Below are 15,898 nucleotides of genomic sequence, written 5' to 3' on the forward strand. Positions count from 1 at the left end.
TATCAAAAAGTAGTTGCACTTCCGTTCCTGTATCTGCTTATCCATCTTCTTTTAACTAAACTTTTTTAAAACGTCTTGCTCTGGGACGTGTGTATAGGAACACTCGCGTTCTTCCACAAAAATATTATATGAATGATATCCATTATTGGAAGCATGAGCAAAATTAGCAAGTTCGATCACACCCGTTAAGATATCATTCGCAACTTTAAATTGCACATTATCATTTAACGAAAATTTCGCAGGTGGCATATATCCCATAGCAAACACATCCTATCTAAACTTATTTTTTTAATCAGTAGAAAGTTGAATTAATTCTATATTCTACTCTAAAGCGTTAATAAATCAAGTAAAAAGAACAGTTATTAGTTATTCAATCAGGAATCACTTTTATGTTTTTTTGTTATATGAAAAAAGGATTCATCGCTTTAAGATAAATCCTTCCTTTTATTAACGATACTTCTGCTGGAAATAGTGTTCTAAACGTCTTTGAAAATGCCCGATTCCAATACAGAGCAGCCAATAAATCAATGCTACTAAAATATACATTGATAGATAGTCAAACGTTCGGCCGCCAATAATTTTAGCCTTTTGAAAAATATCAGGCACCGTGATCATCGCCGCCAGCGACGTCCCTTTTACTAAATCCATCGCTACATTACTTAACGCAGGAACTGAAATCCGTAAGGCCTGCGGTAAAATAATATAACGCATCGTTGGAAAAAAATGATTGCCTAATGCGTAGGCAGCATCCCATTGACCAACACTGACACCCGCGATTGATCCTCGGTAAATTTCCCCAATAAACGCACTACTAGTCAAACTAAAACAAATGACTGCTGCTACAACGGCATTCAACTGATAAGGTAGACCAAAATAGAGTAAAAACAATAATACCAGCGCTGGTGTGCCTCGTAGAAAGGATAGGTAAAAACGGACGAACCACTGAACTGGCGGTATTGGGAGATAATTTAAAATAGTCATCACTATTCCTAAGAAATTCCCCAAAAGGAACGCTAGCAAACTGATTCCGATCGTATATCCTAAACCACTCAATAAAAACGGAATAGAATCGATCATCAATGAAAAATCAAGCGTTGGTATATACATTAGTCTGCTGAAACTTTCTCACTGATTTCTTGTTTCGGCTTGACAGAGACGTTCGTACCAAAATATTTTTCTGAAATTTCTTTTAATGTTCCCTCTTTTTTAAGTTCAGCTAATGCACCATCTATTTTTTCTTTTAATGCCTGATTCTTTTTATCGAATAAAAAACCGGTAGAATTCGCATTAAAATAAACATCCTCCAAAATTTTGACTGGAATATCTGGCAATGCACCAATGGACATTTTTTGTAAATAGTAATCATTCAAAATCACATCTGTCCGGCCATTTGCTACGTCTGTTAGGTACTGATCATTGGTTGCGTTATCATAAGTGACTGCTTTAGCACCATATTTTTCGGCAATCTTCATATAACTCGTATTCGGTTCACCCGCGGCTTTTTTACCTTTTAAATCCTCTAATGACCGTATGCCAGAATCATCGCTTTTTCTAACAATCATACTATCAAAAGAATATTTGATCGGTGAGGATAATGAAAACTTCTTACTCCGTTCTTTTGACATGCCAAAATCATTCGCTGCAAAATCGGCTTCTCCACGATTTACCGCGGTCACTTGACCATCGACATTGTATTCTTTAAATTTGATGTTTAAATCCAATTTTTTGGCAACTGCTTTTGCTACATCGACATCATAACCCACTAATTTATTATTATCATTATAGTAAGAAGATGGAAACAATGTTCCCGACGTTGCTACTGTCAATTCCTTTTTATCTTCTACTTTGTTCCAACTGTGATCACTCGTTGATTGTGCGTTCCCACAAGCAGTTAATACCAGACCCACTGTTACCAATGCCAAGCATACCCACCATTTTTTCAATCGTTCTTCCTCTTTTCATTGACTAAAATTTCTTTGTTACTAGCTCTTTATAGCATATTAAAAACGGTTACTGATAGAAAGTTGCTTATGAAAAACAGTCAATAATACAGAGGATAATCCTAAACAAGTGTAATAGAACAAACTATAAATAAAAAAACACGTCGAATATTTTTCGACATGTTTTTTCGTTCTTGCTATAGATATTGATTATTTTTTAAAGTGATTTTTTTAATATCTTCTATTGTCTGAGTTCCTGCTAATTGCATGACCATTTCTAATTCTTTTTTGAAGAACTCAAAGACTTGTTGTACCCCCGTTGCTCCACCTAAAGCCAAGCCATAAATAACTGGGCGACCAATCGCAACTAAATCTGCACCAGAAGCCAAAGCTTTGAATACGTGTTGTCCCCGTCGTACACCACTATCGAAAACAATCGGTGCACGCCCGGCAACTGCTTGCGCTACATATTGCAAAGAATCAAAGGCAGCCGGTCCACCATCCAACTGACGACCACCATGATTTGAGACCCAAATTCCTGAAGCACCAGAGCCAAGAGAACGTTCCACGTCTTCTTCTGATTGAACGCCTTTAACATATACAGGAAGTTCAGAATATTTAGCTATAAATTCAACATCTTTGGGACTTAATTTTTGTTTTGAGGAACCGTAAACAGCATCCATTGTTTGTCCAATACCCGATTGATATGCTTGAACAATCGGCATCGCTAATGGAAACGTGAAGCCATTGCGTCGATCTGTTTCACGATTGCCACCGACAGTTGCGTCTGCTGTCAAAACGATGGCTTTCGCTCCGTTTCGTTTGGCCAAAGCTAAAATATCTCGATTGATCCCGTTGTCTTTACTCATATAAAATTGAAACCATTGAGGTGCTTCCGCTCCGCCAGCTTCACGAATTTCTTCTAGAGTACATGAAGCATAGGAACTTGCTGTATAAATTGTTCCAAAGCGAGACACGCCTTTTGCTGATGCTCGCTCTGCTGCGATATTAGCTAAACCATGAGCCGCAACTGGTGCCATAATGATCGGTGCCGATAAAGAATCACCAAAAAACTCCGTTGTTGTATCCGGTAGTTCAACCTCTCGTAATACATGTGGAATAATCAGCTTGTGATTAAAAGCCCTTTCATTTTCTTTGTAGGTAAAAATATCTCCTGCCCCACTACTAATATATCCGTACCCACCTCTAGGTATGACTTCTTTTGCTGCTTCTTCTAAATCATACGTATTGATAAAATCGATCATACCTTCAGCTGTACTTGCTTGATATATTTTTTCCATTAAAATCCCTACCTTCAAATTGATAACGTTTACAACATTATGTTACGCTACCAGTTCTTTTGAGACAAACGATTTGTTTATGGATACTATTTGTGCAATAACAATCTAAATAATTAATTATTTTGACTAAAAAAGCAGATAAAAAAGTATCGCTACTTTTCTATCTGCTTCTTCCAAAATTATTACTCTTCTTCTTCAGTCATGAATGTATTGAATACTTCTTCAATCATATCCCATTCAGCATCTGTTTCGATTTGTTGTAATTCGCCTTCACTGCCGTCTTCATTTTCAACGTAAGCATAAGCTTGTAATTCTACATCTTCATCTTCAGGTGCTCCTGCTGGATAAAGTAAAACATAATTACGGTTGAATTCTTCTTGACCATCGATCGTCAAAAGAATTTCATAAAGGGTTTCATTTCCTTCATCATCTACTAAAGTAATTAATTCATGTTCGTGATCATGGTCATGATCATGTGTGTGTTCGTGTGCCATATTGTCATTCCTCTTTTCTAAAATTTGCTGCTTGTACGGTCAAGGTAATTTTGCAAAATCATGACTGCGGCAAGCTTGTCTATTACTTTTTTACGTTTTGACCGTGAAACATCTGCCTGTTCGACTAACATTCGTTCTGCCTGAACGGTAGTCAAACGCTCGTCTTGGAATTCAACAGGCAAACCAAAAAGTTCTTTGATTTGTTCCGCATAGGCCATTGAGGCTTCTGCACGCGGGCCAATCGTATTATTCATATTTTTAGGAAGGCCTACTACAAATTTAGTAACTTTGTATTCTTTGACCAATTCACCTAAGCGATCAAAGCCAAACTCTTCATTAGCCTCATCGATTCGAATGATTTCTACTCCTTGTGCGGTCCAGCCAAAAGGATCACTGACTGCGATACCTACTGTTTTTGAACCCACATCTAATCCCATCACTCGTATCAAACGTTAATACCATGATCTTTAAGATAGTATTTCACTAAAACTTCCATTACTTCATCCCGTTCGTGACGACGGATCAAGTTTCTGGCATCTTGATAACGAGGAATATAGGCAGGATCGCCTGATAATAAATAGCCGACGATTTGGTTGATCGGGTTGTAGCCTTTTTCAGCTAATGCATTGTAAACGATCGTCAATGTCTCACTGATCTCTCTTTTATGGTTATCATCAAAATCAAAACGGACTGTTTCATCTGTGTATCCCATTTTCTCACACCTCTCTTTGAAAGTATCAACAATTATATTTTACTAAAAGAAAACAAAACTTACAAATCTGGCAAGCTCTTAAATCGTTGACTTAACAAAATCTTCCGAATTATTATAACATGATTTCACTTAAATTCGTATTTTTATTAAGCATCTTTTTTTCTTTTAGTCAAAAAGCTCGATATACTTTAACTAAAAGGAGGACAGCATTATGTTAAAAAGATTTTTTACACTGCTTGCCTGTGTAATCGGAGTTGAGTTAGTTGGATCGATTTCTGGCTTTTTTGCCGGTGATATTCCCGCAGTCTACGCACAACTAAACAAACCATTGTTTTCGCCACCAGGAAGTTTGGTTGGAACTGTTTGGATCATTCTGTATGCTTTGATTGGGCTAGCCTTATTTTTAGTGATCGATAGCAAGGAAAGACGCAGTAAAACATTCGCTTATTTTCTTTTTGCGATTCAACTAGTTTTAAATTTTATTTGGAGTATTATTTTCTTTGGTGCTTCTCACTTTTGGATTGCTTCATTCATCAGTCTCTTTTTACTTATTTCCATTTTGTTCAGTATCCGTGAGTTTCGCATGATCTCAAAAGTGGCTGCGGTTTGTTTCATTCCTTACCTTGTATGGGTTGCTTTTGCAACGTACCTATCTTTTGGATTAGCCATTCTAAATTAAACTTTAAGCCATCAGAATTTTTCTGAGGGCTTTTTTAATAAAAAAACTCTTGAGGATTTCCTCAAGAGTTTTTGCGATTAGATTAGTATAATTCTAAATATTGATCTCGTTCCCACTCAGAAACTGTTTGACGGAAGGCTGCCCATTCCATACGTTTTGCTTCGTTGAAGTTTGTATAGATATGTGTGCCTAAAGCATCAACCATGATTTGATCTTCACGTAATGCTTTGATCGCATTGTGGATCGTTGAAGGTAAATCATAGATTTCTGCTTCTTTACGTTCTTCTTCTGTCATCACATAGATATTGCGGTCAACTGCTGCTGGAGGTGTTAAGTCATTACGGATACCATCTAGACCAGCTTCAATCAATACAGCCATTACTAAATATGGATTTGCAGCTGGGTCAACAGAGCGTAATTCTAAACGCGTAGATAATCCACGAGATTCAGGGACACGAATCAATGGTGAACGATTACGTCCACTCCAAGCAACATAAACAGGTGCTTCAAAACCAGGAACTAGACGTTTGTAAGAGTTAACGATTGGATTACATACTGCCGTGTATGCGCGTGCGTGTTTCAATAAACCTGCTAAGAATTGATATGCAGTTTTACTTAATTTCATTGGGCCATCTTCATCGTAGAATACATTGCCTTCATCATTGAATAAAGACATATTGCAGTGCATCCCTGAACCATTGATTCCATAAAGTGGTTTAGGCATAAATGTCGCATGCAAACCGTGTTTGCGAGCAATTGTTTTAACGACTAATTTGAATGTTTGGATATTATCACAAGCTTCGATAGCATCTGCATATTTAAAGTCGATTTCATGTTGTCCAGGTGCTACTTCATGGTGAGAAGCTTCCACTTCAAAGCCTAGACTTTCTAATTCTAGAACGATATCACGACGACAATTTTCACCTAAATCAGTTGGTGCAAAATCGAAATATCCGCCTTTGTCGTTCAAGTCTAATGTTGGACTGCCATTTTCGTCCATTTTGAATAAGAAGAACTCTGGCTCTGGTCCTAAGTTGAATGATTTGAAACCAAATTCTTCCATTCCTTTTAAGACACGTTTTAAGTTTCCGCGAGGATCGCCAGCAAAAGGTTTTCCATCTGGTCCATAAATATCACAAATTAAACGACCAACTTTTCCATGTTCACTTTCCCAAGGGAAAACCATCCAAGTTGTTAAATCTGGATATAAGTACATATCGCTTTCTTCAATACGTACAAAACCTTCAATTGAAGAACCGTCAAACATCATTTTGTTGTCTAATACTTTTTGCATTTGACTAACTGGTACTTCAACATTTTTGATTGTTCCCATAATATCGGTAAACATCAAACGTAAAAAGCGGACGTTCTCTTCTTCGACTATTCGTTTAATATCTTCTTTGCTTAGATCTCTTTTCGGCATAACTATCTAATCCTTCCTCGCACTTCATTTTTTATATTCCACAATCACTTACAGCTTTGGACCTTGTGACTGATATGGATGTTGTTGTTGTAACCCACCTTGTGTCAACATTTCATCATAAAAAATACGACGAACATCTTTGTCGGTCAATGGGGGTTTTTCTTTGGCAGCTTTTACTTCTTCTTGACGCATCTGATAGACATGTTTGATTCCTGCCATATTAAGCCCATCAGATAGATAGTCCTTAATTTCCAGCAAAACATCAATATCATTTAGAGAATACATCCTACGGTTTCCCTCGCTTCGTTCGGGATGGATCAATTCTTGCTCCTCATAGTACCGAATCTGCCGTGCAGTCAAATCAGTCAACTTCATAACTGTACCAATTGGAAAAACAGCAAGTGAACGACGCAATTCTTTTTCCCGCATAACATTTTCCTCCTCACTGTTGATGATGTAGTTAATTTGATATAAAAAAACTACATCTGATGCTCTTGCTCGATACCTTTGATTAACAGTCATTAGCTAATCATCAGTCTCAGAAATCAATATTCATTTGATTTTTTATAAAGAGAAACACTGTCTTTCACAACATTTATTTTTATGTTGAAAAAAGAATACCACCCGATAGACCAATCGTCAAGAGCTAATGTTATATTTTCTTACATCAAATTCAAAAAAGTTCGTTTTTACTTTAAAAAATTTTTTTGACAAAAAAATAAAAGACCAAAGTCACGATGACTTTGGTCTTTTATTAATGATAATATACTTCATTCACGGCGTTTGCTACGGCTACTTTTACATGTTCAAAAGTTAACCCGCCTTGTAAATATAAAGAATATGGTTCTCTTAATGGACCATCTGCACTCAATTCGATACTTGCGCCTTGAACAAATGTTCCAGCAGCCATGATAATATCATCTTCATAACCAGCCATGTATGACGGTATCGGAGCTACGTAGGCGTCGATTGGAGAATATTTTTGAATTGCCTGACAAAATTGAATCATTTTTTCACGATCACGAAAATCGATCAATTGGATCAAATCAGTTCGTGGTTGATTCCATTTAGGTGTTGATTCTAAATTATATTCTTCCAACAGAGCTGCGGAAAAAACAGCGCCTTGAATCGCTTGGCTTACTACATGGGGTGCTAAGAAAAATCCTTGTAACATGTCAAAGACACTCCCTAACATTGCGCCCCCTTCAGCTCCAACTCCTGGCGTTGTTAAACGGTAGGCACAACGTTCGATTAATTCACTTTTCCCTGCAATATAGCCGCCCGTTTTTGCAATACCCCCACCAGGATTTTTGATTAATGAACCAGCCATCAAATCAGCGCCCACTTGAACTGGTTCAAGTAATTCAGCAAATTCACCATAACAATTATCAACAAAGATCACTACATTCGGAGCAATGCTTTTGACGAAATCACACATTTCTTTGATTTTTTCAATCGTAAATGATGGACGCGCAGCATATCCCCGTGAACGTTGGATCGCAACAACTTTGGTCTTTTCAGTCAATTTATTCTTGATACCCGAAAAATCAACATCGCCATTTTCAAGTAGCTCAACTTTGTCGTAGCCAATATTGTATTCTTTGAATGAACCTATGCCATTTCCTTGAACACCGATCACTTCTAATAACGTATCATATGGCGTACCAGTAATATAAAGCAAATCATCTCCTGGACGTAATATACCAAATAATGATGTAGCAATCGCATGCGTTCCAGAAACGATTTGTGGCCTCACAAGAGCCGCTTCGGCCCCTAATGTTTGGGCATAAACTGCCTCTAACACATCTCTTCCTTGATCGTCATTTCCATACCCTGTCGAGGGTAAAAAATGGCTTTCTGAAACATGGTTTTCTCGAAAAGCCGACAAAACTTTCGCTTGATTCGACAAAGCAACTTCTCGAATCTCTTGTAATCGATCCGCAATTTTGTGATCAACTTTATCAATTTTTCCAACTAATTCGGGTGCCAATTTAGTTGTCCAATTCATCTTCCATTCTCCTAATCCAAAGCGATTGCTTCTTAGCAAAACCTCGTACAATATACGCTTCTTTTTCTTCATCAAAGGTCTCACTTAAAACCAACGTTTCTCGCTTCATTTCATTTAAAGCCTGTCCTTCATCCGCATTCAATGTTAATAGATAAGGCTCTAATAGATCCATGATCTCTAATTTGATTGCTTCTGCAAGTGCCTCTTTGCCTTTTGTCGATTTGGCTGAAATCAGCACATTGGGAAATAGAGTTGGAGTAAAAGAAAACTCATCAATCCGATCAGCTTTGTTGTAAATTGTTAAGACCGGGATATCATCCATCTCTAAATCTTTTAATAAAGCCAACACCGTTTTTTCTTGTTGCTGACGATCTTCTGCACTCGCATCAACAACGTGTAGCAACAGGTCCATGCCTTTACTTTCTTCTAGTGTTGATTGAAAGGCATTTACTAATTGCGTCGGCAGATCTTGAATAAATCCAACTGTATCCGTGATTGTTGTTTCCATTCCTTGTGGGAGATGCCAACGCTTTGTTAGTGGATCCAGCGTCGCAAATAATTGATCTTTCGAATACGTATCTGCCTTGGTCAATAAATTTAAAATGGTTGATTTCCCCGCATTCGTATACCCAATCAATCCCATTTGAAAGATACTTGCTTGCTGACGCTTTTGACGACTTCTTTCCCGGTGTGCCTCGACTTCTTTTAACTCTTTTTTTATTACTGAAATTTTTTGACGAATATGTCGGCGATCCGTTTCCAGTTTTGTTTCACCTGGTCCGCGAGTCCCGATACCCCCACCTAAGCGAGAGAGGCTTTGTCCTTGACCGACTAAACGCGGCAATAAATAGTCCAATTGAGCCAATTCGACCTGTAATTTTCCTTCTTTAGAACGTGCTCGTTGCGCAAAGATATCTAAAATTAATTGGATACGATCAATGACTGGTACACCAACTTTTGTTTCAATCGTTTGACTCTGACGAGGCGTTAATGCGTGGTTAAAAATAACTAGCTCGGCTTCATGTGCATCCACTAATTGCGCCAGTTCTTCTACTTTTCCTTTTCCAATGATCGTTTGACGATCGACGCGCGGTCTTTTTTGAGTCAACGACTGAACGATTTCTCCATGAGCAGTTTTCGTAAGTCCAGCTAACTCATGCATTGATTCTAAATAGTTATTTTTGTTTTCGTCGGTTTCGACCCCTACTAAAATGACTTTTTCTGTCAATTCGATCCCTCCTGTAACCATTTTTCAATGGTTGTTTCGATCTCTTGCATTTCATCTGGATGTTGTACTAAATCATACCATTGAACAGTCATCCGGTTTCTAAACCAAGTCAATTGGCGTTTTGCATAGCGTCGTGAGCGTAACTTAATTTCTTCCATCGCTGCTGTCAAAGAAATTTCCCCTGATAAATAAGGAAATAATTCTTTATAGCCAATTCCTTGGGCAGCCTGAGCCTCAGGAATCTCAGCTAATATCTTAGCCTCTGAGATTAATCCTTGTTCGACCATCATGTCTACTCGCTGATTGATTCGCTGATACAAAAGTGTTCGGTCCGTATTCAATCCAATCAAAAAACTATCATACAGTTCTTTGGGTTGTTCTTTTGGCGCTAAAATCGAATGACCAGTCAATTCAAATACTTCTAACGCTCGAATCATTTTTTTTCGATTATTGTAATGAATTTTTTCTGCTGCTAACGGATCGACTGATTGTAATTGTTGCCATAATGCTTGATTGCCCTTTTCTTCAGCATAAAGATTGTATTTCTCGCGTAAGGCCCCATCTTCCGGGCCGCCTTCATTTCCTAATTTATAGTCCCACAACAGCGATTGGATATATAGCCCTGTTCCACCAACTACGATTGGTACTTTTCCACGTTGTGTTATGTCTTCAATCGCTTTTCGTGCGGCTTGCTGAAAATCAGCAGCCGAATACTGTTGGTCGATATCTCGTACATCAATCAGATAGTGTGGAACACCTTCCATTTCCACTTGTGTTACTTTCGCTGTACCGATATCAAGTCCACGATAGACTTGCATTGAATCACCGCTAATGATTTCGCCATTAAATTTTTTTGCTAATTCAATACTGAGACTTGTTTTTCCTACAGCAGTTGGTCCTACGATTGCTATTACTTTCATTGCTTATTCCTACTTCTTGCACGAATGGCTTTTTCAGGAAAATCGGTGATGATCCCTGCTAGATTATTTTCAAAACAAGTCATCATCGTTTCGTATAGATTGGGTGTCCACGGACGAAGTGACTTAGAATAAGACTCAACGATTTCAGGATTTTTCTTGACCCAATCATAACTAGGATGTAATCCTTCAAGATAATCAGTTTCTAATACCCATCGATACTTATCAGGGTCATTTTTTTGAATCAAATCATATTGAGCATCCGGTTCATACTCATGCATGATTTTTAATGAATCTGCATTAAAACTACAATAACCATAAGTAAAAGGCCACTCTCGGCTAGTCATGATTTCTGAAAGTTTTTCTTCGATTCCTGGATAATGGAATTTATTGGTTTTGATTTCGATACATAGAAATCCTCGGAAACGCATTTGTAATAACAAATTCAATACCTCATTCAAGGTTGAAATTTTTGTTGCTTGATATTTTTTATCAAACCAACTACCTGCGTCTAATTTTTTGATTTGTTCTAGCGTTAATTCACGCACAAGACCTTTACCGTCTGTTGTTCGATCAACACTTTCATCATGTATCACAATCATTTGTTGGTCAGCAGTCAAATGGACATCTAATTCAATACCATCCGCTCCTGTTCGTACAGCTTCCATAAATGCTGGCAGTGTATTTTCGGGATGCGTGCCCGCACTACCACGATGAGCAATAATTACTGTCATCATCTATCACTCCCATCCATTTTTCTTCGTTTTAGCATTCCTATTGGATGCTAAAATAACTTAACGGCTGTTTAGTCGCACGCGAAAGCGTTTGTTTCTTCTCGTTTAAAATCTCTATTAGCTGTTCCGAGAAGGTTTCCATAACGATCCGACCACCTTTATATGTATAGCCGCCAATTTTCACCGTTTCTTCTGGTGATAAAATCACTTTTCGATGAGAAATATTTTTGAAAAATTCTTCAATTAAATACGTTGGCAAATAAAAACTGTTTTGCGCTGCAAAAGAATTTAAGTAAATAAAGTCATCAATGGTGATGTAACAGTCATCAAAGGCATTAAAAGACACATAGTCTTGCATCAAAACATTACGTTTTGAAAGAATCTCGTTGATTTTTTTGTTCAATAGGTTAATGGTTTCAATCTCTTTGACTTGATGCATCAATTCTCTTTCTCGTCGTTGGCGTAATTCAATTTGTCTATATACCAAGAACCCAGCGAGTCCCGTAATTAACGCACCCAACAACACACCTATCAATCCAATAATTGCAACTTCCACACAACTTTCCCCCAATATAGTTTAACTTTTAAAATTTAGCCTGATATTGATTCAATCATACTCATTTTTTGAGTAAACAGTTGATTGTTTATTCGCTAAATTAATATAATTTTATTATCCTTGTACTTCTTAATTGATTAATGAAAATGATTTTATCTCATTTATAGTCGGACTAAGTTATTTGAAAATCCTTCAAAATAGCTAGAATAAACACTTCTCATCGTTATCAATAGTACCATATTTTCTTATTTATAGGATAGTTTAGCTTATCTAATTCCGCCGAACAATCCATTTGACCAACACTGACCAAAGTTGTATACTTTGTCTTAGGTTTTAGCATTCTATCCTTGATTGTGCTAAAATAATTTATGAACAATATTTTAAGGAGGATTCAACTATGAATTTAGTTCCTACAGTTATCGAACAATCATCTCGTGGCGAACGTGCTTACGACATTTACTCTCGTTTATTAAAAGACCGTATCATTATGTTAAGCGGTGAAGTAAACGATGATATGGCAAATACAATCATCGCCCAATTACTTTTCTTGGACGCACAAGATTCAGAAAAAGATATTTATCTTTATATCAACTCTCCTGGTGGTAGCGTATCTGCTGGCTTAGCGATTTTTGATACAATGAATTTCGTTAAAGCAGATGTGCAAACAATCGTACTTGGTATGGCCGCTTCAATGGGAAGCTTCCTATTAACAGCTGGCGCTAAAGGCAAACGCTTTGCCTTACCAAATGCTGAAATCATGATCCACCAACCACTTGGTGGTGCTCAAGGTCAAGCGACTGAAATCGAAATCGCCGCTCGCCACATTTTAAAAACACGCGAACGCTTAAACAATATTTTAGCTGAACGTACTGGTCAACCAATCGATGTCATCGAACGTGATACCGATCGTGATAACTTCATGTCTGCTGAAGAAGCAAAAGCTTATGGTCTGATTGATGAAGTAATGGAAAATAGCAGTTCTTTAAGCTAACAAGAAAAACCGAGGATAATCCTCGGTTTTTTTATTTATAATCCAACATCTTCTAAAAGCAAAAAAATAGCAAGGCGATTTTTTACCATTGAACGACGTGTAATTACGATCGTATTACAAATGCATTCTGGCTGAAGACAATCTCCACAATTGCCTTTTTTGATACACGGTGTTTTTTCAAGTCCTAATCGATGCGCATTTAAAGGCGCTGTATTTTTGCGAACCATTTCTAATGTCGTCTCCACGTCCCCATATACTTTACGCATGCTGACAAAAGCTAAAACTTTATCCGGACCATAGGTCAAAGCAGCTACTCGATTGCCCACACTATCTACATTGACCAACTGCCCATCTTCTGAAATACCATTGATACTTGTTAAAAAATAATCAGCAGTCAGCGCTTGCTTCATTACACGATGTCGTTCCTCTGGTGTTTCTGTCTTTTCACGATCGATCATTTGTTGACCGCGCTGATACAGTGCTTCGATGAGTCCAGATTTTTCAACCGTGATCGAACCGCCAAATCCGACTGTTTTATCCGATGCAATCATCCTCAAGGCACTTTTCTTTGCCGCTTCCAAATCTTGGCAAATGATCACTTCAAAATTTCTTCGTTCTAACTTTTTACTCAGCGTTTGTGCCGCTAGTTCATACCGATCTTTTACATAATTCTTCATCATACTACGCTCCTTTGCTCTCCTATTTCCATTCTCAAGTATTTATAAAAAAATAACAACCCAAAATAGCTGATTTTTTATTTACCAATTTTTTTAGGCCGGAAAATAAAAAAAATTTCTAAATCAGCAATAAAAAAAATGAAGTAGTTCCATTTTTTAATTGCTGATTTAGAAAAGTTTTAGCCTTTTTGCGAATAACCAGTTTTGTAATCGATCGTGATTCCATCTTGGATGTTATAAACAAAAATATTAAATGAAACCTGATCATCCTCGATACTTTGTGCTTCCATCTGTACTCCTCGCGCGACTAGTTCATCACCTTTGAAGTAAGGCGTCACTCGATAACGTACGTGATGGTTCGTTTTACGAATATAATTCCCGATTTCAATCTCATGTTGATTCATTCCCGGGTCATTTAGCGACGCAGTTCCGGTCATCAAATTCTTTAGGTTATTGTTTTCTCCGGAAAATTGAAATGCAATCAAATGCGCCCGATTGTACAACGGCTCATCTTGATAAAATTTCTGATGCCACCCTGTTGGTTTCACATACAATCTTTCTCGTTCTTTATTTGGCATCAAATCTTTACCTAACATAGCATTGGCTTGACCGACTCGGTTCAATGAATCCAAATCTGAAAATTCTGTCCATGAACCTTTTGCTAATGAACGATCTGTTTTTGAAAAATCTGGCTGATTCTTGTTTAATTCAATCGTCTGATTTTTCCCATCGTAATCAGGGATATCTGAAACATTACTCACAGTGACTTGTTTTGTTTCATTTACTGATTCCGTTGGTTTCACTTGTGTATAGACGCCATAGACTGCTGCGATAATCACAGCAACGATCGAGATTAGCGTAGAGTTTTTTTTCTTTGTTGCGATGGTCGTTCCACTCCTAATTTCTACTTATTGGTTTGTTGCCAAATCTCTTTAATGGCCGGGACATTTCCTAGCTCTGTCAAATTGCTTGGCATGATAACCGTATTGCCATTATTTTCAACCACATGTTTGAATGCTTCAATACCCAGATAAGCAATCATTTCGTCCGTTAGATGACTTTCGGCGATCGCTTTGTTGATTTCTTTAATTCGTGCAGTCTCTGCTTGTGTGATTTTTTCGATGCGATCTGCCTCAGCAGCAGCATCGATCCGCGTACGTTCCGCACGTGCATCCGCATCAATTTTTGTTTGGCGCGCTCGTGCTTCAGCATCAATTTGCATTTCAGATGATTTTGCTTCTGATTCTAAAATAACCGATTGTTTCTTCCCTTCAGAAATCGTGATCAAGGATTCTTTATCACGACTGGCAGTGATCAATTTATTCATAGAATTAACGATCTCATTTGAAACCGAAATTTCACCGATATTGATACGGTCGATCGATAATCCGTAGCCCGCGGTAATGTCTTTGACACTTTCATAAAGATTAACATTGATTTCTTCAGTGCCATTTAACACTTCATTCAATTCCATTTTACCAATGATGCCACGCAAATTAGATTGGCAATCTTGAATCATCGAAGTAACCGAATCTTCATTATCATAAACAAACGCACGAGCATCAGTCACATGATATTTGATTGCTTCATCAATTTCGACGATGACATTGTCTCTTGTAATAACATTTTGAGGTTCAATTTGAATAGGGGTTTGTTTTAACGAAACACGTCGACGAACCACGTAAAGAATTGGAATCAAAAAGTGTAGACCTGGTTCTAATGTTTTCACGTATTTACCAAAACTTTCAACTACCTTGACTTCCCCTTGTTGAACGATCACGATCAACTGACTAAGCACAAACAAAACAACAATCACTAATAAGATAAAGATAACGATATTAAAAATTAACAATATAATTCACATCACTTTCTTTTAGGCTATTATTGACAACCACTAACAATTCTCGACTAGTAAAGTCGATGACTTCCAACATGTCCCCCTCTTCCGGCGGACCATTCAATACTTTGTAATCATACCAACTACCAAAAATGCGAATAATCCCCAGTTCAATGGCGCTTTTACTGCGAAAACATTTTCCCATTGTTTTCTGCATCTGATAATCCACTGAATCCACTCCTTTCAAAGGGGTTCTCGCCCTTTGTGATAGTATATCAGAATTTTAGCTATTATATTTTTATCCTCTTTATCTTTTTATACAAAAAAACCAACGCTCAGTCACAAACGTCGGTTTCATCAGCATGATGGCATGCCTACAATCTAAAGATAAACTCTTGTAT

20 protein-coding genes are annotated in these 15,898 nt (G+C 37.5%); 2 read left to right on the forward strand and 18 right to left on the reverse strand.

The annotated features are described in order from the left end of the window. Positions 1–51: 51 nt before the first annotated feature. The 7 genes from RV04_RS11055 to RV04_RS11085 all read right to left on the reverse strand — a co-directional run bounded on the left by RV04_RS11055 (position 52) and on the right by RV04_RS11085 (position 4,447). Positions 52–258 carry a hypothetical protein gene (locus RV04_RS11055; RefSeq protein ID WP_071858530.1) on the reverse strand — a complete coding sequence of 69 codons (207 nt, stop codon included), beginning with the start codon at positions 256–258 and terminating at the stop codon, positions 52–54. Between the two features lie 189 nt (positions 259–447). Further along, positions 448–1,107, reverse strand: a complete 660-nt coding sequence (locus tag RV04_RS11060) for an amino acid ABC transporter permease (protein WP_071858531.1) — start codon at positions 1,105–1,107, stop codon at positions 448–450. Continuing rightward, the gene (locus RV04_RS11065) at positions 1,107–1,943 is read right to left on the reverse strand and encodes a transporter substrate-binding domain-containing protein (RefSeq protein ID WP_071858532.1); all 837 of its coding nucleotides are present in this window, start codon (positions 1,941–1,943) and stop codon (positions 1,107–1,109) included. Before RV04_RS11065 ends, RV04_RS11060 begins: the two co-directional genes overlap by 1 nt. A gap of 194 nt (positions 1,944–2,137) precedes the next feature. After that, positions 2,138–3,241 carry an alpha-hydroxy-acid oxidizing protein gene (locus RV04_RS11070; protein WP_071858533.1) on the reverse strand — a complete coding sequence of 368 codons (1,104 nt, stop codon included), beginning with the start codon at positions 3,239–3,241 and terminating at the stop codon, positions 2,138–2,140. Positions 3,242–3,423: 182 nt separating this feature from the next. Continuing rightward, entirely contained in the window at positions 3,424–3,735 is a 312-nt protein-coding gene (locus RV04_RS11075; RefSeq protein ID WP_071858534.1) for a DUF1292 domain-containing protein, read from the reverse strand. 17 nt (positions 3,736–3,752) lie between these two features. Next, on the reverse strand, positions 3,753–4,181 hold the full coding sequence (gene ruvX / locus RV04_RS11080) for a Holliday junction resolvase RuvX (RefSeq protein ID WP_071858581.1): 429 nt from the start codon (positions 4,179–4,181) through the stop codon (positions 3,753–3,755). Further along, a complete protein-coding gene (locus tag RV04_RS11085) occupies positions 4,181–4,447 on the reverse strand; it encodes an IreB family regulatory phosphoprotein (protein WP_071858535.1) in 267 nt (88 codons plus the stop codon). Before RV04_RS11085 ends, ruvX begins: the two co-directional genes overlap by 1 nt. Positions 4,448–4,658: 211 nt before the next feature. Between RV04_RS11085 and RV04_RS11090 the strand changes: the two genes are divergently transcribed. After that, positions 4,659–5,126 carry a TspO/MBR family protein gene (locus RV04_RS11090; RefSeq protein WP_071858536.1) on the forward strand — a complete coding sequence of 156 codons (468 nt, stop codon included), beginning with the start codon at positions 4,659–4,661 and terminating at the stop codon, positions 5,124–5,126. A gap of 82 nt (positions 5,127–5,208) precedes the next feature. Here RV04_RS11090 and glnA read toward each other — a convergent pair whose 3' ends face one another. From glnA to RV04_RS11125, 7 genes are all read right to left on the reverse strand, one after another. Next, a complete protein-coding gene (gene glnA / locus RV04_RS11095; RefSeq protein ID WP_071858537.1) occupies positions 5,209–6,549 on the reverse strand; it encodes a type I glutamate--ammonia ligase in 1,341 nt (446 codons plus the stop codon). A 48-nt stretch (positions 6,550–6,597) separates the two neighbouring features. Further along, positions 6,598–6,978, reverse strand: a complete 381-nt coding sequence (locus tag RV04_RS11100; protein WP_071858538.1) for a MerR family transcriptional regulator — start codon at positions 6,976–6,978, stop codon at positions 6,598–6,600. Positions 6,979–7,303: 325 nt separating this feature from the next. After that, on the reverse strand, positions 7,304–8,557 hold the full coding sequence (locus RV04_RS11105) for a methionine gamma-lyase family protein (protein WP_071858539.1): 1,254 nt from the start codon (positions 8,555–8,557) through the stop codon (positions 7,304–7,306). After that, the gene (gene hflX / locus RV04_RS11110; RefSeq protein WP_084405626.1) at positions 8,541–9,785 is read right to left on the reverse strand and encodes a GTPase HflX; all 1,245 of its coding nucleotides are present in this window, start codon (positions 9,783–9,785) and stop codon (positions 8,541–8,543) included. The genes RV04_RS11105 and hflX overlap by 17 nt, the downstream gene beginning before the upstream one ends. Next, positions 9,782–10,705 carry a tRNA (adenosine(37)-N6)-dimethylallyltransferase MiaA gene (miaA, locus tag RV04_RS11115; protein WP_071858541.1) on the reverse strand — a complete coding sequence of 308 codons (924 nt, stop codon included), beginning with the start codon at positions 10,703–10,705 and terminating at the stop codon, positions 9,782–9,784. The genes hflX and miaA overlap by 4 nt, the downstream gene beginning before the upstream one ends. Beyond that, complete coding sequence (locus RV04_RS11120) at positions 10,702–11,436, reverse strand: glycerophosphodiester phosphodiesterase (protein ID WP_071858542.1); 735 nt, start codon at positions 11,434–11,436, stop codon at positions 10,702–10,704. Before RV04_RS11120 ends, miaA begins: the two co-directional genes overlap by 4 nt. A gap of 40 nt (positions 11,437–11,476) precedes the next feature. Further along, the gene (locus RV04_RS11125; RefSeq protein ID WP_071858543.1) at positions 11,477–11,992 is read right to left on the reverse strand and encodes a hypothetical protein; all 516 of its coding nucleotides are present in this window, start codon (positions 11,990–11,992) and stop codon (positions 11,477–11,479) included. Positions 11,993–12,356: 364 nt separating this feature from the next. Between RV04_RS11125 and clpP the strand changes: the two genes are divergently transcribed. Then, on the forward strand, positions 12,357–12,983 hold the full coding sequence (gene clpP / locus RV04_RS11130; protein ID WP_281246553.1) for an ATP-dependent Clp endopeptidase proteolytic subunit ClpP: 627 nt from the start codon (positions 12,357–12,359) through the stop codon (positions 12,981–12,983). Positions 12,984–13,018: 35 nt separating this feature from the next. Here the strand turns inward: clpP and RV04_RS11135 are convergent, their stop codons facing one another. The 4 genes from RV04_RS11135 to RV04_RS11150 form a co-directional block, all read right to left on the reverse strand. Next, positions 13,019–13,660 carry a lactate utilization protein gene (locus tag RV04_RS11135; protein WP_071858545.1) on the reverse strand — a complete coding sequence of 214 codons (642 nt, stop codon included), beginning with the start codon at positions 13,658–13,660 and terminating at the stop codon, positions 13,019–13,021. 179 nt (positions 13,661–13,839) lie between these two features. After that, entirely contained in the window at positions 13,840–14,493 is a 654-nt protein-coding gene (locus RV04_RS11140; RefSeq protein WP_084405628.1) for a DNA/RNA non-specific endonuclease, read from the reverse strand. 71 nt (positions 14,494–14,564) lie between these two features. Then, complete coding sequence (locus RV04_RS11145) at positions 14,565–15,497, reverse strand: SPFH domain-containing protein (RefSeq protein WP_379952934.1); 933 nt, start codon at positions 15,495–15,497, stop codon at positions 14,565–14,567. Position 15,498: 1 nt separating this feature from the next. After that, on the reverse strand, positions 15,499–15,714 hold the full coding sequence (locus tag RV04_RS11150) for a hypothetical protein (RefSeq protein WP_071858582.1): 216 nt from the start codon (positions 15,712–15,714) through the stop codon (positions 15,499–15,501). Between the last annotated feature and the right edge of the window lie 184 nt (positions 15,715–15,898).

Source organism: Enterococcus hermanniensis, assembly GCF_001885945.1.
Lineage (GTDB): Bacteria > Bacillota > Bacilli > Lactobacillales > Enterococcaceae > Enterococcus_A > Enterococcus_A hermanniensis.